Genomic DNA, 18,060 nt, shown 5'->3' with positions numbered 1-18,060 from the left:
CGCTACCCTTGCTTCCGGGCCGAACTGAGCGACATTAGGGGCTCGTTCAATGGAAGCCGTCATGAGCCCGCCCGCCTTCGATCCCTTTGGAGAACTGGTCCCGACCGCCGATTCGGCGGCCGCGCCGGAGCGCGACTCTAACTGGCTGAAATCGGCCGGTATCGGGCTGTTCTGGGGCTTGGTTGGCGTCATCGTGCTGGCACGCGCGATGTACTTCGAACCGGGCGCTTTCAGCTTCGGACAGGCCGTGGCGTGGGCGCAGGGCCTGTTCGGGTTGCTCTAGGGCGCACACTCGATACGTCCCCCGGTGGAAGCAGGAAGAAAAATACTCTCCCCATCTGGCTGAATCGAAAATTTATTGGTGAAGCCGAGCAGGCCGGCGCATAAACTGTTCTCCAAAACGGGGGGCATGTGCCGCAACAAGACCACGAGACGGACGGGATAAGGTCGGAACCAGGCGCGCTCGGCCGCAGCCTGGCCCTCATTCCCGGCATCGCACTTTGCGGCGCGATCACCGCCGTTTCGCTGGGCGCCCAACTGGTCGAGGAGCGCATCTTCGCCCACCCCTATGTCGAAGCGCTGGTCATCGCGATCCTGCTCGGGATGGCGATTCGCACTGCCTGGCAACCCTCCGAGCGCTGGCGCTCCGGCATTGCCTTCAGCGCCAAACAGCTGCTCGAGGTCGCCGTCATGCTGCTCGGCGCTTCCGTCAGCTTTGCCGCGATCGTGGCGTCCGGCTACCTTCTGGTCGCGGCGATCGTCGCCACCGTCGTCATCATGCTGGCTGTCAGCTACGGCCTCAGCCGGATGCTCGGCCTGCCGACCAAACTGTCGATCCTGATCGCCTGCGGCAATTCGATCTGCGGCAATTCGGCAATCGCCGCGGTGGCGCCCGTGATCGGCGCCGATGGCGACGATGTCGCCTCGTCAATCTCCTTCACCGCGATCCTCGGCGTCCTGATGGTGCTGGGCCTGCCGCTCCTGATCCCGTTGCTCGCCCTGTCCGCGACGCAATACGGCATTCTGGCGGGTCTCACTGTCTATGCCGTTCCGCAGGTGCTGGCGGCAACGGTCCCCGCCGGTATCGTCGCCACGCAGATCGGCACGCTGGTGAAACTGGTGCGCGTGCTGATGCTGGGGCCGATCGTGGTCGCCCTCTCGCTCGTCGCCGCCCACCGCCGCAAGCGCCATGCCGACGCGACCAGGGCGGTCGCGATCAGCCCGTTCAAGCTGGTGCCGTGGTTCATCATCGGCTTTCTGGTGCTCGCCGCGCTGCGCTCGCTGCAGCTCGTGCCTGACATCGCGGTCGCGCCGGTGACAAAAACCGCTGGTATCCTCACCGTGCTGTCGATGGCGGCGCTCGGCCTTGGTGTCGACGTGCGCGTTCTCTCGACGGTCGGCGGCAGGGTCACCGCCGCCGTCACGCTGTCGCTGCTCCTGCTGCTCGGCCTGAGCGTCGGACTTGTCCATTTCTTCAGATGAAGCAAACGGTCAGAGTGGCCTACGCCGTTCTCATTCCGTTGGACAGTATCTCCTGCAATCTGGGATCGCCTACTCCGAAGAACGCGGCTTCTATTCGTGCCGTCAGGTTCGGCTGCAATAGCCATTCTCCAACTGTTTTGGCCGCCTCCTCGTGGCTCTCCAGGCAGGCAGAGTGGAGATAGGTCTTGTCCCGCTCCTCGATCACATACTCGCGCAACGCGGCCATATGGATGGCAGCGGCCGGGTCCTCAGCACCGGCCCAATTATGCAACAGCCGATCGATATCGCCGCCTGCGGTCACAGCTAGCGTCACGACGCTCCTGATATTGAAGGCGAGGCGATATCCAACAGGCTCCAGGTCGAGGCGGGTCAGGCTGTGCTTGAGGAATGCATCGAAGAAGCGGTCGATGCTCTCCACCTCCGCCCGGCGCCACTTGTTCCGGTAGTCGGCCTGGCCAAGCCGGCGCAGGCAGATATCCAGCCCGATGTGGTCAGGGTAATCATGCGCGGCGATCAGCTCGAAATAACGCGGCAGGAAGTAGCGTAGCTCCCGGGCGACCCGATCATCGTCATAGTCATGCGCGGAGTTGGTGTACTCGGCCAGCAGATCGGCCGGGATTGACCGCAAGGGCGTGTTGACCAGCTGTCGCTCTTCCTCCTCGGTCATGCAACAACGGCAATGGCATACGATGAGGTGATGGCCCAATCGATAGGCGCCGAAGACCCGGTAGGCTTCCTCGATGGCGACCGTGAGTTCTGAAGGCATGCTACAAGACGTTTGCTGATGAGTTCACAGAACTAGCACAAAATCCCGCTCAGGACTGTGGCCAACGCCTTCGATGCGCCTGGCGTTCTCCATCGAGATCAAAGCCAGGCTGTCCGAATCAGCCGGGAAGCCCACGTTCCCCGCCGGTTCTATAGGGGCGATTGACGATACGAGAGACCGCTACCGCCTTTCCCCAACAACACAGATCTGCGAAATTTCCTTCGATCGTCCGCCTAAAGCGTAAAAAACTTGTCGAATAGTGGGTTCAAATCCCGGAGGCACAACCGCCGATACCGACACGCGCTGGTGGTCGACATTCAAGGCGCGATGACGCCCCCCGTATTCGGCACAATCGTTCGCTGGTGAAATCGATTCAGGAACGCAATCAGCCGGGGATTTTGCGGCCGATGGATCACGCTCGCGGCGGCGCCGATCTCCGCCATCACGCCCTCGCTCATGAACCCGACCCGATTGGACACGTCGGCGGCGAACGCCATTTCGTGGGTGACCAGGATCATGGTCATGCCGTCGGCGGCGAGCTTGCTGATCACCGCAAGAACCTCTGCCACAAGTTCCGGATCGAGCGCCGAGGTCACCTCGTCGAACAGCATCACATCGGGCTTCATGGCAAGCGCACGCGCAATCGCCACACGCTGCTTTTGCCCGCCGGACAGCCGGCTCGGAAAACTATCTGCCTTGTCCGCCAGCCCGACCTTGGCCAGCAGGTCGCGACCAAGTTCTTTCGCCTCGGCCCTGGCCATGTTCTTCACCTGCACCGGACCTTCGATAACGTTGTCGAGCGCCGACATGTGCGGGAACAGATTGAAGTGCTGGAATACCATGCCGACATCGCGGCGCAGCAGTGCGAGCCGGGTCTTGTCCGGCCCTCGCTTGCCATCGCCGAATGCGAAGTGATGGGAGCCGATCGCGAGTTCACCATTCTGCGGCAATTCAAGCAAATTCAAGCAGCGCAGGAACGTCGACTTGCCGGAGCCGCTGGCGCCGATCAACGTCACGACCTCGCCGCGCGCAACCGAGAGAGATACGCCTTTCAACACTTGGTTGGTGCCGAAAGCCTTCTGGATATTGCTTGCGACGAGAATCGGAGGCGCTTGCGTCATCGGTGTGCCCCCATGCGCTGCTCAACCTGATCGGCGACAAGGGTAAGCGGAAACAGCACCACGAAGTAAAGCACGGCAATCGTGGTATAGACCTCCAGCGGCCGATAGCTCGCCGCCGTTATCACCGATCCCTGATAGAGCAGATCGCCGACCGCGACGGTCGACACCAGCGAGGTGTTTTTCAGCTGCATGATGGTCTGGTTGATCAGCGACGGGACCATCACCTGAATCGCCTGCGGCAGGATGATGCGCCGAAAAATCTTGCTCTGTTGCATGCCGATCGCGTGACCGGCCTCCCACTGACCTCGATCAATGGCCTCGATGCCGCCACGAAAGATCTCGGCATAGAACGAGCCGGCATACAGCGAGAGTGTCAGGAAGCAGGCCGTGGTCGCCGACATGTCAACACCGATCAGAACCGGCAGGGCATAGTAGACCCAGACCAACTGGACCAGCAGTGGCGTACAGCGAAACACCTCGATGTAGGCGCGCAGCGGGATCGAAACCCAGCGCGGTCCGGCGGTGCGCAGGATACCAACGGCGAGGCCGATTGCGAGACCGGCGAGAACGGTGACCAGCGTGTAAATCACGGTGACACCGAGCCCTTGCCAGATCAGCCCCCAATACGGCCTGAGCGCTGCGAAGTCCCACACATACATCGTTGATGTCTCGTCAGAACTGAACTTCGGGCGGAATGTCATCCGCCGCGAGGCCAATGGCCTCAAAGCCCTTCAGCATCCATTCCCGGGTCTGACCCATGGCCCGGTTATAGTCCGCCCAGGCGCTGAGAAAGTCCTTGTAACGGCGATCGGACTCAGCGCGAATGCCCATGTTGGTCGGCAGTGTCAGCAGCGGCCGCGGGATCACCAGTTCCCCGAGATTCGGATTCTTCTTCAGCGTTGAGACGGCGAGCACGGCGAGCGAGACGTTGCAATCGGCGCGGCCGGTTGCGACCGCCAGGATCGCCTCATCGCGATTCTTGAACCCGAGGATCGTAGCCTTGGGACAATAGCGTCGTGCGATCATCTCATGGGTGGAGCCGATGTCGACGGCGATCTTGACCTCGGGTTTGTTGATCTCTTGCCAGGTCTGCGGCTTGGCAAAGCCCTTGCGGGTAATGACCGTGAAGGAGTGGACCAGGATGGGAGTCGAAAAGTCGATCACCAGCGCGCGTTCCGGCGTCGGGTTTACCGCAAAAGCGAGATCCACCTTGTCGCCTTGCAGGTCCAGAATCTGGTTACCCCAGGTCGATTCAACGGTCTCTACTTTTGCGCTCAACTTGGCGGCGATGTCGTTCGCCATGTCGATGCAGGCGCCCGACCATTTGCCGGTCGGCAAATCCTTGTGGAAGTACGGCTCCTAGCCGACGATGACGGCAACGCGCAGCACACCGCTTCGCTTGATGCGCTCCAGCGTGGAGCCCGGAGCTCCCGACTGGGCAGCAGCTAGGTCAACTCCGGCGGCGATAGCAACACCGGCCAATGCAACGCTCGTGAAGGCTTCCCTACGATTCATGGTCTGAACCCCGCTGAAATCTTGCCCTCGGCGTTCCTGCCCACGGGCCCGCCCAAACTATTTCTGTATTCAGGATGAAATGCAAGACGGGATTTTATAAAAATGACTATGGCTACGGCAGCTCCAAATCGCCGCCCAATTTATACGCAATAGCTGAAAAATGGCTCAGTTTGGACGCGTTGCGGCGCGACAAATCCCGCTTGCCTTTGGAATTCAATTCTGAATACAGTAGTGAGCGCAGTTAGCCGCGACGCCGACGAACGACTGCCGATCGTCGCGCCGCCTGCCCGGCCCAGCCTGGCCGAAATTGATCAGCTTTTGGATGATTGAAGGAGAGACCGTTGCGAGCCGTATTCGTCGACGCCAATGAAACCCTTGCTGCGGTCACCGAAAGACTGGTGCGCGCGGATGACCCCAAGGTGATCGTCAACCGCGATGCGTCGGTAACGCCGCAGCAACTGCCGTCCGTGCTCGGCGGGGCCGAGATCGCGATCATCGACCATACCCACCTGCCGGCGGAGATCGCCGGGCAATGCAAAGGCCTGAAGCACGTGGTGTTTCTCGGCACCGGCGCCCGCAGCTACATGAACCCGGAGGCGCTCGCCGAACTCGGTATTGCCGTGCACATCATCAAGGGCTACGGCGACACCGCGGTGGCCGAATGCGCCATCGCGCTGATGTGGGCCGCCGCCAGGGGTTTTGCGCGGATGGACCGAGAGATGCGCGCCGGCAACTGGCTGCGCAGCGATGGCATCGAACTGACCGGCAAGACCATCGGCCTGATCGGCTTTGGCGGCATCGCCGCGCAGGTGGCGCGGATCGCAGCCGGCTCCGGCATGAAGGTGCTGGCGTGGAATCGCACACCGAAGACGCATCCTGGCGTCGAGTTCGTGACGCTGGAGCGGTTGCTCGCCGAAAGTCACGTCGTCTCGCTGCATCTGCTGCTCAATGACGATACCAAGGATTTCCTGTCTGCAGAGCGCATTGCAGCGATGCGTCCAGGCGCGATCCTGATCAACACCGCCCGCGGCGCCGTGGTCGACGAAGCCGCCATGGTCGAGGCGCTGCGCTCCGGGCAGATCGGTCACGCCGGCCTCGATGTGTTCGTCACCGAACCGCTGCCGGCCAGGCACGTGCTGACCACGCTGCCAAACGTCACGCTGTCCGCCCACTCCGCATTCCGTACGCCGGAGGCTAGCGACAATCTCATTGGGGCGGCGCTCGATCACTGCCGCCGCATCGTCACCACGGACCGTTGAAAATTGCAGAAGGAATGACGTCCATGTCGAGCATCGTTCGCATCGATCAGAACGCCCGGCGCAGCCGCGCCTCCGTGTTTGGCGATCTGGTTTTCCTCGCCGGCCAAGTGGCCGACGACAAGAGCGGGGATATTGCCAGCCAGACCCGCCAGGCGCTGGCCAAGGTCGACGACATGCTGGCGCGGGCCGGCACCGACAAGTCGCGCGCACTCAGCGTGCAGATCTGGCTGAAGAGCATGGACGATTTCGAAGGCATGAACGCTGTTTACGACGCCTGGGTGGTGCCGGGCGACACGCCGACGCGCTGCTGCGGCAAGATCGAACTGGCCGATCCCGCTTATCGCGTCGAAATCGTGGTGATCGCGGCGCGCTGATTTCGCGCCAGAACCACGGCGCCGCCGTATGGAGGTTCCATGTCATTCTCGTCAAATGCGCTTTCGATGTCACCCTTGATGTCACCCTTGGCATCGGTCGAGTCTGGCTTCCGTCCGGCGCCGCGCCTTCGCTCTATCGGTGTCTCGGAAATCCTGCGGATCGGAGCCATCGCCACCCGTCTGAAGCGCGAGGGCCGGCCCGTCATCGTGCTCGGCGCCGGCGAACCCGATTTCGATACGCCTGATCACGCCAAGGCGGCGGCCGAACAGGCCATTCGCGCCGGCCAGACCAAATATACCGTGCTCGACGGCACCGCAGAGCTGAAGGCGGCGATCGCCGGCAAGTTCAGCCGCGAGAACGGACTGAACTACGCCGCCGACGAGATCACCGCCGGTGCCGGCGCCAAGCAAATCATTCACAACGCCTTCATGGCGACGCTGAGTGCGGGGGATGAGGTGATCCTCGCCGCACCCTACTGGACCAGCTACCGACATGGTGCTGATCGCCGACGGCACGCCGATCAATGTGACCTGCCGTGAGGAGAACGGCTTTCGCCTCGACGCCGGCGATCTTGAAGCCGCAATCACGCCGCGCACCCGCTGGCTGTTGCTGAACTCGCCGTCCAATCCGACCGGGGCGGCCTATTCGGAGATCCAGTTACGACCGATCCTTGAGGTGCTGAAGCGCCATCCGCATGTCTGGCTCATATCAGACGATATCTATGAGCATCTCATCTACGACGGATTGCCTTTCGTCACTCCAGCCCAGCTCGAGCCCAGCCTGAGGAGCCGCACGCTCACCGTGAACGGCGTCTCCAAGGCCTACGCCATGACCGGCTGGCGTCTCGGCTATGGCGGCGGCCCGAAGGAACTGATCGCCGCCATGGCCGTCGTACAGAGCCAGAGCACCACCAATCCGTCGTCGATCAGCCAAGCCGCGGCCATCGCCGCACTGTCCGGACCGCAGGATTTTCTGATTGAACGCCGGATCGCGTTCCAGCGGCGCCGCGATATCGTGGTCGACGGGCTCAATGCCATCAACGGCATCAGCTGCCGTCGCCCGGAAGGCGCCTTCTATGTTTTCGCAAACTGCGCCGGACTGATCGGCAGGCACACTGCCGACGGCAGCGTGATCGACAGCGACGCTGCGTTGTGTCGCTATCTGCTCGAACGGCATAATGTCGCCGTGGTTCCTGGCAGCTGCTTTGGCCTCGCACCATACATCCGCTTGTCCTATGCAGCTTCCGAAGCGAACCTCATCGAGGCGATCGGACGCATTTCGGCAGCCGCCATGGAGTTGTCATGACCAAGCAGCCACTCATCAACAGCCGCACCGGCGGCCAGATCCTGATCGACCAGCTCGTCATGCAGGGCGTCGAGCGCGTCACCTGCGTGCCCGGCGAAAGCTATCTCGCCGCGCTGGATGCATTGCATGACAGCCCGATCGACGTCGTGATCTGCCGCGCCGAAGGCGGCGCTGCGATGATGGCCGAGGCCTATGGCAAGCTGACCGGACGGCCCGGCATCTGTTTCGTCACCCGCGGCCCGGGTGCAACCAATGCCAGCCATGGCGTGCACATTGCCATGCAGGATTCGACGCCGATGATCCTGTTCATCGGTCAGGTCGACACCGGCATGCGTGAACGCGAAGCGTTCCAGGAAGTCGACTACAAGGCAGTGTTCGGCACGATGGCGAAATGGGTGGTCGAGATCGACCGGCCCGACCGCATTCCGGAATTGGTGGCGCGAGCGTTTCGCGTCGCCATGCAGGGCCGCCCCGGCCCGGTGGTGATTTCGCTGCCCGAGAACATGCTGACCGAACAGGCCGCGGCCGTCGATGCGCCGCGCGTCGAACCGGCGAAAGCCTGGCCGGCGCCCGCCGATATCGCTGCGCTAGGCGGCATGCTGACCAAGGCGAAGCGGCCGATCGTCATCCTCGGCGGCTCGGGATGGGACGCAGAGGGTTGTGCCGCCATCGCGCGCTTTGCCGAGCGCTTTGATCTGCCGGTGACCACATCGTTTCGCCGCGCTTCGCTGTTTCCGGCGGAGCATCCGAACTACGCCGGCGACCTCGGGATCGGTCCGGACGCCCGTCTGAAGAGCCGCGTCGTCAACGCCGACCTCATCCTGCTGATCGGCGGCCGCCTGTCGGAAATGCCGTCGTCGTCTTATGCGCTGCTCGAGATCCCCTCGCCGCGTCAGGCGCTGATTCATGTCCATCCGGGCGCCGAAGAACTCGGACGCGTCTATCAACCACAGCTCGCCATTCAGGCAAGCCCGGCGGCATTTGCTGTCGCCCTCGACGAACTGAGGCCGACCGCGCCGCCGGCCTGGTCGGGCGAAGCTGCCAAAGCCCACGCCGACTATCTCGACTGGACCGCAACGCCGCGCACGCTGCCCGGTGACTTCCAGTACGGCGAAGTGGTGGCTTGGCTACGCGACCGGCTGCCGAAGGATGCCATCGTCTGCAACGGCGCCGGCAACTATGCCGGCTGGCTGCATCGCTTTCATCGCTTTCACACCTTTGCCGCCCAGCTCGCGCCGACTTCCGGCTCGATGGGCTATGGCGTGCCGGCGGCCGTGATCGCCAAGCGCCAGCATCCGGAGCGCGTGGTGGTGGCGTTTGCCGGCGACGGCTGTTTTCTGATGAACGGTCAGGAGTTCGCGACCGCCGCGCAATATGCTGCTGCGATTATCGTGATCGTCGTCGACAACGCCCAGTATGGCACCATCCGCATGCATCAGGAGCGCGACTATCCAGGCCGCGTGATCGGCACCCAATTGCAGAATCCGGACTTCGCGCTCTATGCCAAGGCGTTCGGCGGTCACGGCGAGCGGGTCGAGCGGACCGAGCAATTCGCACCCGCATTCGAACGCGCGCTGGCCTCCGGCAAGCCCGCGATCCTGCACTGCCTGCTCGATCCGCGCGCGCAATCCCATGCGAAGGATTTCGTGCCACAGCAGGTTGCAGCGCCATGACCGAGCCCGCCCGCCGTCACATCGCCATCATCGGAGCCGGTGCCATCGGCGTGATCAGCGCCATCGAGTTGCTGCGAGATGGTCATCGCGTCACGGTCATCGAGCCCGCAACGCCGGGTGGCGAACAGGCGGCGAGCTATGGCAATGCCGGCTGGCTATCGACACATTCGGTGATTCCGCCGGCCATGCCGGGAACCTGGAAGAATGTACCGAAATTTCTGAGCGATCCACTCGGCCCGCTCGCAGTCCGCTGGAGCTATCTGCCGAAGGCGTTGCCCTGGCTGGTGCAGTATCTGCTCTCGGGCTGGACCGATGCACGCGTCGAGGCGACGGCGCGCGCTCTCCGCCCGCTATTGATCGATGCACCGGCCCTGCACAGGAAGCTCGCCGAGGAAGCAGGCGTTGGTCACCTGATCGAACGTCAGGGCGTCATGCACGTCTATCCGTCGCGCGCGGCGTTCGACGCCGATGCCCTGGGGTGGAGCATCCGCAAGCGCGTCGGCGTGACCTGGATGGAACTCTCCGCAGACGAGATGCGGCAGCGCGAGCCGGATCTGCATCCGCGCTATCAGTTTGGCGTGTTGGTCGAGGAAGCCGGTCGTTGCCGCGATCCTGGCGGTTATGTCGCGGCCCTCGCCGATCACGCTCGTTCGCTGGGCGCGGAATTTGTCGCTGCGACGGCCAGGGGCCTGCGGCAGGCGAACGGCAAGCCGGTGTCGGTGCTGACCGACAAGGGTGAAGTGACCTGCGACGCGGTGGTGGTTGCCGCCGGCGCCCATTCCAAGCCGCTGGCGGCGTCGATCGGCGACCGCCTGCCGCTGGAGACCGAGAGCGGCTATCACGTCATGATCGAAAGCGCCGAGACCGGTCCGCGCACATCGATGATGGCCTCCGACGCCAAGATGGTGGTGAACTGGACCGACCGCGGCCTGCGCGCCGCCGGCCAGGTCGAGATCGCCGGGCTCGCGGCCGCGCCGAACTGGAAACGCGCGGAGATTCTGCGCGATCATCTGCTCGGCATGTTTCCAAAACTGCCGAAAGATCTGCCGCCGGCCGCGATTCGCAGCTGGCTCGGACACCGGCCGAGTATGCCGGATGGCCGGCCGTGCCTGGGCTATTCCAGTGCCTCGCGCGATGTCGTCTATGCCTTTGGCCACGGCCATGTCGGCCTGGTGAGTTCGGCCCGCACCGGGCGCGTTGTGGCTCAACTCATCGGCGGTCGCGAACCCGAGATCCCGGTCGCGCCGTTCGATCCGAAACGCTACCTTTGATTTTTCGTCGCCGTGAAGAGAACCAGACCATGACCGCACATTCGTCCCCTGTCCTCACACCGCGCATCGCCCGCGGCGGCAAGGCCATCTATGGCGCGCCGCTCGGCATCCTGATGCTGGAAGCCAGGTTTCCGAGGATTCCCGGCGACATGGGCAACGGCACAACATGGCCGTTTCCCGTGCTCTACCGGGTGGTGCCAGGTGCAAGCCCGGAAAAAGTAGTGCTGAAGGGCGCGGCCGGCCTGCTGCCGGATTTCATCGATGCGGCGAAGGATCTGGTGCGGCTCGGCGCCGAGGCGATCACCACCAATTGCGGTTTCCTATCCTTGTTCCAGAAAGAGATCGCGGCTGCTACCGGCGTGCCGGTCGCGACCTCCTCGCTGATGCAGGTGCCGTGGGTGCAGGCGACGCTGCCGCCCGGCAAGCGTGTCGGACTGGTCACCGTCTCGGGCTCGACGCTGACGCCGGCCCATCTCGAAGGCGCCGGCGTGCCGCTCGATACGCCGCTGGTCGGCACGGAGAACGGCCGGGAGTTTTTTCGCGTGCTGATCAAGGCCGAGAAAGAGGACATGGACGTGGCACTCGCCGAACAGGACGTCGTGGAGGCCGGCAGACAGCTCGTCGCCAAGAATCCCGATGTCGGCGCTATCGTGCTGGAATGCACCAATATGCCGCCCTATGCGGCGGCGCTGCAGGCCGCCGTCGGCATTCCGGTCTATGATATCTATTCGATGATCACCTGGTTTCATGCGGGCCTTCGCCCCCGCGCTTTTTCCTGACCTCAGGCGGCGCCCTGCCCGTCACGGGGCCGTTGAAAACGCCGGCGCCGTGATTGCAAGCTCAACGTACATGTTCGCATAATGAAGTGTATTCGAAAGTACATTCAGTAATGATCAAACAGCTGGAGATTTCCTCCGATAGCGTCGTCGACCGGGTCTATGAACAGCTCAAGGCGATGGCCGTGAGCTTCGAGTTCAAGCCTGGCGCGCGGGTCAACGAGGGCGCCATTGCCAGCAAGCTGGGCGTCAGCCGGACGCCGCTGCGCGAGGCACTGAACCGACTGAACACCGAAGGCTTTCTGCGCTTCATGCCCGGCAAGGGTTTCTTCTGCCGCGAGCTCGACGCCCAGGAGATCTTCGACCTGTATGAACTGCGCAAGTCGATCGAGATCGCCGCGGTCCGCCTGGCCATCAAGCGCGCCCGCGACCAGGATATCGACGCGCTGCTCACCTTCCTGCGGGACACCGGACCCGACCCAGGCGAACGGACCTCGATGGAGCTGGTCCGGCTCGACGAGACCTTCCATGAGGGGCTCCTGAGCATGTCGAACAATGGCGAGATGCTGCGCGTACTGCGCAACGTCAATGCACGCATCCGCTTCGTCCGCTGGATCGACATGGATCGGATCAACCGCACCAAGACCCAGGCCGAGCATCGCGCCGTGCTGCTGGGCGTCAAGGCGCGCGACGAAGCCAAGTGCGTGCCGGTCCTCGAGAAGCACATCGATCGGCGCCTTGATCAGATCACCTCGGCGATCAAGGAAGGCTACGCTCAGATTTACATGCCCACGGCAAAATCGGCCGAAGGCTGAGGTTCCGCGTTTGTTGAAGCCGTCGGAACGTCGAACGGCATAGGGGCCGCCTTCGTGGCAAGCGCCATCAACGCTACCTATCAAGCGCTACCAGCGACCGGAGAGCATCGCAGACTGGCGTACAAAATCGTACGAATGGTAGCGAGAGAGGGACTCGAACCCCCGACCCCAGGATTATGATTCCCGTGCTCTAACCAGCTGAGCTACCTCGCCACGGTTCACCGTCACGGCTCAATATGCCGCAGTCGCGAACGCGCGGCATATAAGGAGGCGGTCGGGCACCTGTCAAGCAACCCCGCCTCATTTGAAAAGGGCCTGCAAACGGCGCTATTTGGGCCGGATCGAAGGATCGCCGCCGGGACTTCCGGGCGGCGGAATCACCGGCGTTTTGCCGCCACCGGGCGCAGGTGCATGCATTTCGGGATCAATGCCGGCGGGCGGGCAAAGCACACCATCGGAGCGCGCCAGCCTTTCGCCGAGCGGTTCGGCCCGCTGGCCGGTGGTGGTGGTGCCTTCCGGTGCTGCCGCGCCGGAATGCGGCATGGGCTGCATCGGCGCGCAATTGGCGGTCCGCGCAGCCGATGGCGGCGCGGTCGGAGCCGGGGGAGTGGCCGGACTCGGCGGGGCCTGCGCCGCCGCCACGCCGGAGGCCGCCATCAGAACACACGACAGAAAGAGCGAGCGTTTTGTTGCCATACAGGGAAAACGGCCCGCAGCCGCGGAGGTTCCCGCCTGATTTCAAGACTTGTAATTTCAGGACTTGCAATTTCAGGACTTGCGGAAGCGGATCAGCGAAAAATGCCCCATCGGCGGCATCGGCCGCCGTTCCGTCAGGCTGACGCCGCCATGTTTGGCGGCCCAATTGGTCAATCGTTCCCACGGGAATTCCGGCCGCCAGCCGAGCCGCCGCGCCAGCGGCGCGAAGGCGAGTTCAAAGACGCGCCGCGGGCCGCTTTCGGCGCCGATATGATTGACCAGGATGAGTTCGCCGCCGGGTTTCAGCACGCGGATGAAATCATCCAGCGTGCGTTCGGGATCCGGCACCGCGGTGATGACATATTGCGCCACCACCGCATCGAAGAAGGAATCCTTGAACGCCAGATTCTTGGCATCCATCACCGCGAGCGTTTCGACATTGGAGAGGCCGAGCGCGCGAACCCGCTGTTGCGCCCGGCGCAGCATCGGTTCGGAAATATCGACGCCGCACAATTTGGTGCTGCGCGAATAATCCGACAGCGACAATCCGGTCCCGACGCCGACGTCGAGAATGCGCCCGCCGATCTTGTCGGCTTCCGCGATCGTCGATTGACGGCCGTGCTCGAACACCTTGCCGAACACGAGATCGTAGACCGGCGCCCAGCGCCCATAAGCCTTTTCGACCCCCTCGCGGTCGATGTCCGCAGTCATTCCCTTAAGCCCCCGCCCTTATGCCCCGCATTTTTTAGCCGCGCATCACCTCGGCAAGCGGTGGTGATGTTGCCGCCGATACCCCTGCCCTCGCCGCGGCGTTCCGCGCGGTCGCACTTCTGATGAATCCGCCGCCGAGCACGCGCGCCTGCCCCGAGGGCGCGTCGTAAAACACGCAGGCCTGGCCCGGCGAAACGCCCTCTTCGCCGGCGACGAGTTCAACTTCATAGCCGCCATCGACCGCACGCAGCCAGGCCGGCTGCGGCGGGCGCGTCGAGCGCACGCGCACGAACATCTCGATGCCTGCGCCGATCACGCGCTCCAGCGCGCCATCGCCGATCCAGTTGACGTCACGCAGCTGGATACGGTCCATCCGCAGCGCCTCGCGCGGTCCCACCACGACGCGTCGGCTGGCGGCATCGAGCTTGACGACATAGAGCGGCGCGGCTGACGCGATGCCCAGTCCCTTGCGCTGGCCGACGGTGAAATGAACGATGCCCTGATGCTGGCCGATGATTTGGCCGTCGAGATCGACGATGTCGCCGGGCTCGATCGCGCCGGGCTTCAGGCGGCCGATGATGTCGGTGTAGCGCCCGGTCGGGACGAAGCAGATGTCCTGGCTGTCCTGCTTGTCGGCGACCTCGAGGCCAAAGCGCCGCGCCAGTTCGCGCGCCTGCGGCTTGGTCATGTCGCCGAGCGGAAAGCGCAGATAGTCGAGCTGCTCGCGCGTGGTCGCGAACAGGAAATAGCTCTGGTCGCGGTCGGCGTCGGCCGCGCACACCAGCGCCCGCGATCCGTCAGCGAGACGTCGCGAGGCGACATAATGTCCGGTGGCGAGCGCGCTGGCGCCAAGCTCGCGCGCGGTGGCCAGCAGGTCGCGAAACTTGACCGAGCGGTTGCATTCGATGCACGGCACCGGCGTTTCGCCGAGCGCGTAGCTGTCGGCGAAATTGTCGATCACCGACTCGCGAAAACGGCTTTCGTAATCGAGCACATAATGCGGAATGCCGATCCGCTCGGCGACGTTGCGGGCATCGTGAATGTCACGGCCGGCGCAGCAGGCGCCCTTGCGATGGGTGGCCGCGCCATGGTCGTAGAGCTGCAGCGTGATGCCGACCACGTCGTAGCCCTCGGACTTCAGCAAGGCAGCCGTCACCGAGGAATCGACGCCGCCAGACATGGCGACCACGATCCGTGTGTCCTGGGGGCGGCCTTCGAGGTCCAGACTGTTCGGCATGGGTCAATCGGCTTCAATCGCGAGGCAGCGCCGCGCGGCAAGAGTTCAAAAAAGCCTTTTACGTATAAGGCCTTAAGGCACGTTCTGGCCATCTCAGGCCGGACCGGAAGCCCGCTCTTTAATATAGGCCGTATTCCCGGGAGGCAATCAGCCGGACCGGGTTTTGGGCCGGCAATGGACGGCAATTCTTGCCGCCGGGCAGAAAAGGGGGCCGGCCCATGGCCTCCGCTGGCGGCCGGGCGTCGAACTAAGCAATTGAAATAAAACGATATTTTTTGAGCAACCAGCATGGCCCGGTCCTTGCTCAGAGGTAGCCAAGGTTTCAGCGCGAGGGTCGCCCGTGGTTAGTGTCACGTCAGAACTATTGGCAAACGTGTCTTTTCAAGGCGCGACGGCGAGGTCGGGGCGGCCGGATACCGATCAGACGGCCGGAAACGACAGCTTTGCCGCGCTGGTCGACAGCAACAAGGCCGCTGCCAACAGCGACAACCGTCCCCAAGACACTACGCCACGAGACACCGCGCTGCGACGTGCCGATGATTCGCAAAGCCCGGCAGACCGGGCGCGCGACAACACCGCCGCATCGGACAAGGCGGCTTCGGACAAAGCGGCATCCGACAAGGCCGCGCGCAGCGACGCCAACAGCCGCGATGCCGGCAGCAACGCCCGCGACAACGCCGAGGCAGACACCCAGACTGACGCAACCCACCGCTCCAAGCCGAAATCGGATTCCTCCAAGTCCGACGCGTCGAAACCGGACGAGACCAAGGCGGAAGGAAAGCCCGCTTCCGGCGAAGGCGCTGCGGCCACCGATCAGACCGAAGCGACACAGGATGCGGCCGCACTGGTAACGGCGAGCGCCGTGGCCACCGTGATTCCTGTCGCCACGGCGACAGGTGAAGCCTCGAGCGCAAAAGCTCCGACCGATACCGCGACCGCGCCGCTTGCCATCGCCGCAGCCGCCATTGCCGCCGCCGCCTCGCTCAGCGGGGCAGCCGCTCCGGCGGCCGATGCCAGCGCAAATCCGGCTGCGAACGCAAACGCCGCCAAGACAGAGGGCGCGAAGATCGATGCCCAGACCGAGGTCAGCGTAGCCGTCACCGCGCAGGCCACGTCCGCCGACACCACGGTCACGTCAGGCATCGCGTTCGCTGCATCCGCAGCCGCGACGGCTGCCGGCGTGTCGAAGAACGCAACGCAAGCCAAAACGCCGGTCGCCACGAAAGAAGCCGCTGCGACATCAGCCGAGTCCGACAAGGCAGCCGGCACGACCGCCGCCCCCGCGGCGCCGGCGCCCGGCACCATCGTTCCCGCCACCGCGCCGCAGGCGGAGGTCGCAGGCCAGCCGAAAGCCGAGAATGGCGTCGTCGACGCCGCCAAGGTGGAAATCGCAGGCAACGGCGCTCCGACACCATCGGCCAATGCGGCCGCCCATGCGCATCCGGTCACAGCCGATGTCAGCCAGACGCTGGCTGGCGCATCCAACACCGGCTTGCAGGCAGCCGGCGCGATCCAGACGCAGCAGCCGGCATCTTCCACCACACCGGCCCCGGCACCCCAGCTCAACGTCGCCGTCGCGACATCAGCGGCGGTGCCGCTCAGCGGGCTAGCGATGGAAATCGCAGTCTCCGCCAAGAGCGGCAAGAGCCGTTTCGAAATCCGGCTCGACCCGGCCGAGCTTGGCCGCATCGACGTCCGTATCGATGTCGATCGCAACGGCCAGGTCACCTCGCATCTGACGGTGGAGCGGCCGGAGACGCTGTCGATGCTGCGCCAGGACGCCAACCAGCTGCAGCGCGCGCTCGACAATGCCGGACTTTCGACCGGCAATAGCGGGCTGCAATTCAGTCTGCGCGATCAATCCTCGCAGGGCCAGAACGACGGCAACCAGTCCAATCCCAACGCCCATCGGCTGGTCGTCAGCGAAGAAGACAGCATTCCGGCGGCGGTTGCCGGCCGCAACTATGGTCGCATGCTCGGAGCGAGCGGCGGCGTGGACATCAGGGTTTAACGGAGAGCGTTATGGCAGTCGATGCAACCATGCCGACGACGATCGTCTCGGCACCCGCAACGGGCAGTTCGAGTTCCAGCAGCTCCACGAGCTCGACCGCGACGACGGGGATCGCGGATAATTTCCAGACCTTTCTGACGCTGCTGACGACGCAGCTGCAGAACCAGAACCCGCTGGATCCGCTCGACACCAACCAGTTCACCCAGCAGCTGGTGCAGTTCGCCGGCGTCGAGCAGCAGCTCAAGTCCAACGAGCAGTTGAAGTCGCTGCTCGAAATCGAAAAGAGCGCCCAGGCGACCCAGGCGCTGGTCTATGTCGGCAACACGGTTGCGGTCGACGGCAGCAAGGCGGCGTTCGACAAGTCGGCGACCTGGAATTTCCAGAGCGACAAAGACACCTCGGCAACCATCACGATCACCAACTCGGCGGGACAGACCGCCTACAGCGGCAACTACACGCTGAAACAGGGCGGCAGCAGTTTCGTCTGGGACGGCAAAGGCAATGACGGCGTGCAGTGGCCGGCCGGCACCTACACGCTGACCGCCACCGGCAAGGACAGTTCCGGCAACAACGTGGCGATCTCCACCGAAGTCCAGGGCGTCGTGGATTCGGTCGATCTCAGCGCCTCCCCGCCGCTGCTTTCGATCGGCGGGCAAAGCTATACGACCGACAAGATCAAGCGCGTGGTGCGCCCGTCGACGACGACCTAGCCCTGTGCTTTCGTCGTCCCTGCGAACGCAGGGACCCATAGCCGCCGGCTTTGGTTTTGCGAAGAACGCCTCATCCATCTTGCTCAATCGTGAGCACAACGCGGTATGGGTCCCCCGATGCGCAATTGCGCATCTGAGCGTGCGCAGGGACGACGTGGAGTGGGAATTCAGATTCAACTATCAAACAGCGAGAGGATGTGCGTCCGCGATCTCGCGGCGCCATGCGCCCGAGCTTTGCCAAAATTCCTTGCCCTCCAATGAGAGGGCGCAGGGAAGACCGGGTGCGCGCTGCACCCGCGGTCCCGTGTGCGGTTTGCACTAAAAAGGCTGCACACGA

The 18,060-nt window shown here is 63.8% G+C and carries 16 protein-coding genes, 1 tRNA gene and 2 pseudogenes; 11 read left to right on the top strand and 8 right to left on the bottom strand.

Annotated features, from left to right (window positions below; translation table 11 throughout):
- The first annotated feature begins 61 nt into the window (after positions 1-61).
- Positions 62-283 (top strand): hypothetical protein, encoded by a 222-nt coding sequence (locus JQ575_RS32640; protein ID WP_212037282.1) that lies wholly within the window; start codon positions 62-64, stop codon positions 281-283.
- Between the two features lie 128 nt (positions 284-411).
- A complete protein-coding gene (locus JQ575_RS32635; RefSeq protein WP_409364844.1) occupies positions 412-1,482 on the top strand; it encodes a YeiH family protein in 1,071 nt (356 codons plus the stop codon).
- A 19-nt stretch (positions 1,483-1,501) separates the two neighbouring features.
- On the opposite strand, the gene JQ575_RS32630 is transcribed toward JQ575_RS32635, so the two are convergent.
- The 4 genes and pseudogenes from JQ575_RS32630 to JQ575_RS32615 form a co-directional block, all read right to left on the bottom strand.
- Complete coding sequence (locus JQ575_RS32630; RefSeq protein WP_212037281.1) at positions 1,502-2,248, bottom strand: hypothetical protein; 747 nt, start codon at positions 2,246-2,248, stop codon at positions 1,502-1,504.
- A 317-nt stretch (positions 2,249-2,565) separates the two neighbouring features.
- Complete coding sequence (locus tag JQ575_RS32625) at positions 2,566-3,369, bottom strand: amino acid ABC transporter ATP-binding protein (RefSeq protein ID WP_212037280.1); 804 nt, start codon at positions 3,367-3,369, stop codon at positions 2,566-2,568.
- Positions 3,366-4,028 (bottom strand): amino acid ABC transporter permease, encoded by a 663-nt coding sequence (locus JQ575_RS32620; protein ID WP_212037279.1) that lies wholly within the window; start codon positions 4,026-4,028, stop codon positions 3,366-3,368. The genes JQ575_RS32625 and JQ575_RS32620 overlap by 4 nt, the downstream gene beginning before the upstream one ends.
- A 13-nt stretch (positions 4,029-4,041) precedes the next feature.
- Positions 4,042-4,884: pseudogene (locus JQ575_RS32615) on the bottom strand (transporter substrate-binding domain-containing protein).
- A 341-nt stretch (positions 4,885-5,225) separates the two neighbouring features.
- On the opposite strand from JQ575_RS32615, the gene JQ575_RS32610 reads away from it, so the two are divergent.
- From JQ575_RS32610 to JQ575_RS32580, 7 genes and pseudogenes are all read left to right on the top strand, one after another.
- Positions 5,226-6,143 carry an NAD(P)-dependent oxidoreductase gene (locus JQ575_RS32610; RefSeq protein ID WP_212037278.1) on the top strand — a complete coding sequence of 306 codons (918 nt, stop codon included), beginning with the start codon at positions 5,226-5,228 and terminating at the stop codon, positions 6,141-6,143.
- 23 nt (positions 6,144-6,166) lie between these two features.
- A complete protein-coding gene (locus tag JQ575_RS32605) occupies positions 6,167-6,517 on the top strand; it encodes a RidA family protein (RefSeq protein ID WP_212037277.1) in 351 nt (116 codons plus the stop codon).
- Between the two features lie 78 nt (positions 6,518-6,595).
- A pseudogene (locus tag JQ575_RS32600) lies at positions 6,596-7,823 on the top strand (pyridoxal phosphate-dependent aminotransferase).
- On the top strand, positions 7,820-9,496 hold the full coding sequence (locus JQ575_RS32595) for a thiamine pyrophosphate-binding protein (protein ID WP_212037276.1): 1,677 nt from the start codon (positions 7,820-7,822) through the stop codon (positions 9,494-9,496). Before JQ575_RS32600 ends, JQ575_RS32595 begins: the two are co-directional and overlap by 4 nt.
- Positions 9,493-10,767 (top strand): FAD-binding oxidoreductase, encoded by a 1,275-nt coding sequence (locus JQ575_RS32590; RefSeq protein ID WP_212037275.1) that lies wholly within the window; start codon positions 9,493-9,495, stop codon positions 10,765-10,767. The genes JQ575_RS32595 and JQ575_RS32590 overlap by 4 nt, the downstream gene beginning before the upstream one ends.
- A gap of 29 nt (positions 10,768-10,796) precedes the next feature.
- Entirely contained in the window at positions 10,797-11,546 is a 750-nt protein-coding gene (locus JQ575_RS32585; protein ID WP_212037274.1) for an aspartate/glutamate racemase family protein, read from the top strand.
- Positions 11,547-11,656: 110 nt separating this feature from the next.
- On the top strand, positions 11,657-12,358 hold the full coding sequence (locus JQ575_RS32580) for a GntR family transcriptional regulator (protein ID WP_212037273.1): 702 nt from the start codon (positions 11,657-11,659) through the stop codon (positions 12,356-12,358).
- Between the two features lie 136 nt (positions 12,359-12,494).
- On the opposite strand, the gene JQ575_RS32575 is transcribed toward JQ575_RS32580, so the two are convergent.
- The 4 genes from JQ575_RS32575 to mnmA form a co-directional block, all read right to left on the bottom strand.
- Positions 12,495-12,571, bottom strand: a tRNA-Met gene (locus tag JQ575_RS32575).
- Between the two features lie 114 nt (positions 12,572-12,685).
- Positions 12,686-13,054, bottom strand: a complete 369-nt coding sequence (locus tag JQ575_RS32570; RefSeq protein WP_212037272.1) for a hypothetical protein — start codon at positions 13,052-13,054, stop codon at positions 12,686-12,688.
- A gap of 72 nt (positions 13,055-13,126) precedes the next feature.
- Complete coding sequence (locus tag JQ575_RS32565) at positions 13,127-13,765, bottom strand: class I SAM-dependent methyltransferase (RefSeq protein ID WP_192737539.1); 639 nt, start codon at positions 13,763-13,765, stop codon at positions 13,127-13,129.
- A gap of 34 nt (positions 13,766-13,799) precedes the next feature.
- Positions 13,800-15,002: a tRNA 2-thiouridine(34) synthase MnmA gene (gene mnmA / locus JQ575_RS32560; RefSeq protein WP_212037271.1), complete on the bottom strand. Its 1,203-nt coding sequence runs from the start codon at positions 15,000-15,002 to the stop codon at positions 13,800-13,802.
- A 373-nt stretch (positions 15,003-15,375) separates the two neighbouring features.
- Here mnmA and JQ575_RS46235 point away from each other — a divergent pair, with 373 nt between their 5' ends.
- Both JQ575_RS46235 and JQ575_RS32550 read left to right on the top strand, forming a co-directional pair.
- Positions 15,376-17,013, top strand: a complete 1,638-nt coding sequence (locus JQ575_RS46235; RefSeq protein WP_212037270.1) for a flagellar hook-length control protein FliK — start codon at positions 15,376-15,378, stop codon at positions 17,011-17,013.
- An 11-nt stretch (positions 17,014-17,024) separates the two neighbouring features.
- Complete coding sequence (locus JQ575_RS32550) at positions 17,025-17,723, top strand: flagellar hook assembly protein FlgD (protein ID WP_212037269.1); 699 nt, start codon at positions 17,025-17,027, stop codon at positions 17,721-17,723.
- Positions 17,724-18,060: the final 337 nt, after the last annotated feature.

Origin of the sequence: Bradyrhizobium sp. JYMT SZCCT0428 (assembly GCF_018131075.1) — a bacterium.
In the GTDB taxonomy this organism is placed as follows: Bacteria; Pseudomonadota; Alphaproteobacteria; order Rhizobiales; family Xanthobacteraceae; genus Bradyrhizobium.
The sequence above is the reverse complement of the archived record's forward strand: the minus strand, read 5'-3'. Positions and strand labels throughout refer to the sequence as shown.

What these genes read in the sequence shown, in the direction of transcription:
- JQ575_RS32565 (WP_192737539.1), bottom strand. Translation starts at nt 13,765, where the DNA reads ATGACTGCGGACATCGACCGCGAGGGGGTCGAAAAGGCTTATGGGCGC.
- JQ575_RS32570 (WP_212037272.1), bottom strand. Translation starts at nt 13,054, where the DNA reads ATGGCAACAAAACGCTCGCTCTTTCTGTCGTGTGTTCTGATGGCGGCC.
- JQ575_RS32595 (WP_212037276.1), top strand. Translation starts at nt 7,820, where the DNA reads ATGACCAAGCAGCCACTCATCAACAGCCGCACCGGCGGCCAGATCCTG.
- JQ575_RS32605 (WP_212037277.1), top strand. Translation starts at nt 6,167, where the DNA reads ATGTCGAGCATCGTTCGCATCGATCAGAACGCCCGGCGCAGCCGCGCC.
- JQ575_RS32620 (WP_212037279.1), bottom strand. Translation starts at nt 4,028, where the DNA reads ATGTATGTGTGGGACTTCGCAGCGCTCAGGCCGTATTGGGGGCTGATC.
- JQ575_RS32625 (WP_212037280.1), bottom strand. Translation starts at nt 3,369, where the DNA reads ATGACGCAAGCGCCTCCGATTCTCGTCGCAAGCAATATCCAGAAGGCT.
- JQ575_RS32585 (WP_212037274.1), top strand. Translation starts at nt 10,797, where the DNA reads ATGACCGCACATTCGTCCCCTGTCCTCACACCGCGCATCGCCCGCGGC.
- JQ575_RS32580 (WP_212037273.1), top strand. Translation starts at nt 11,657, where the DNA reads ATGATCAAACAGCTGGAGATTTCCTCCGATAGCGTCGTCGACCGGGTC.
- JQ575_RS32630 (WP_212037281.1), bottom strand. Translation starts at nt 2,248, where the DNA reads ATGCCTTCAGAACTCACGGTCGCCATCGAGGAAGCCTACCGGGTCTTC.
- JQ575_RS32640 (WP_212037282.1), top strand. Translation starts at nt 62, where the DNA reads ATGAGCCCGCCCGCCTTCGATCCCTTTGGAGAACTGGTCCCGACCGCC.
- JQ575_RS32550 (WP_212037269.1), top strand. Translation starts at nt 17,025, where the DNA reads ATGGCAGTCGATGCAACCATGCCGACGACGATCGTCTCGGCACCCGCA.
- JQ575_RS32590 (WP_212037275.1), top strand. Translation starts at nt 9,493, where the DNA reads ATGACCGAGCCCGCCCGCCGTCACATCGCCATCATCGGAGCCGGTGCC.
- mnmA (WP_212037271.1), bottom strand. Translation starts at nt 15,002, where the DNA reads ATGCCGAACAGTCTGGACCTCGAAGGCCGCCCCCAGGACACACGGATC.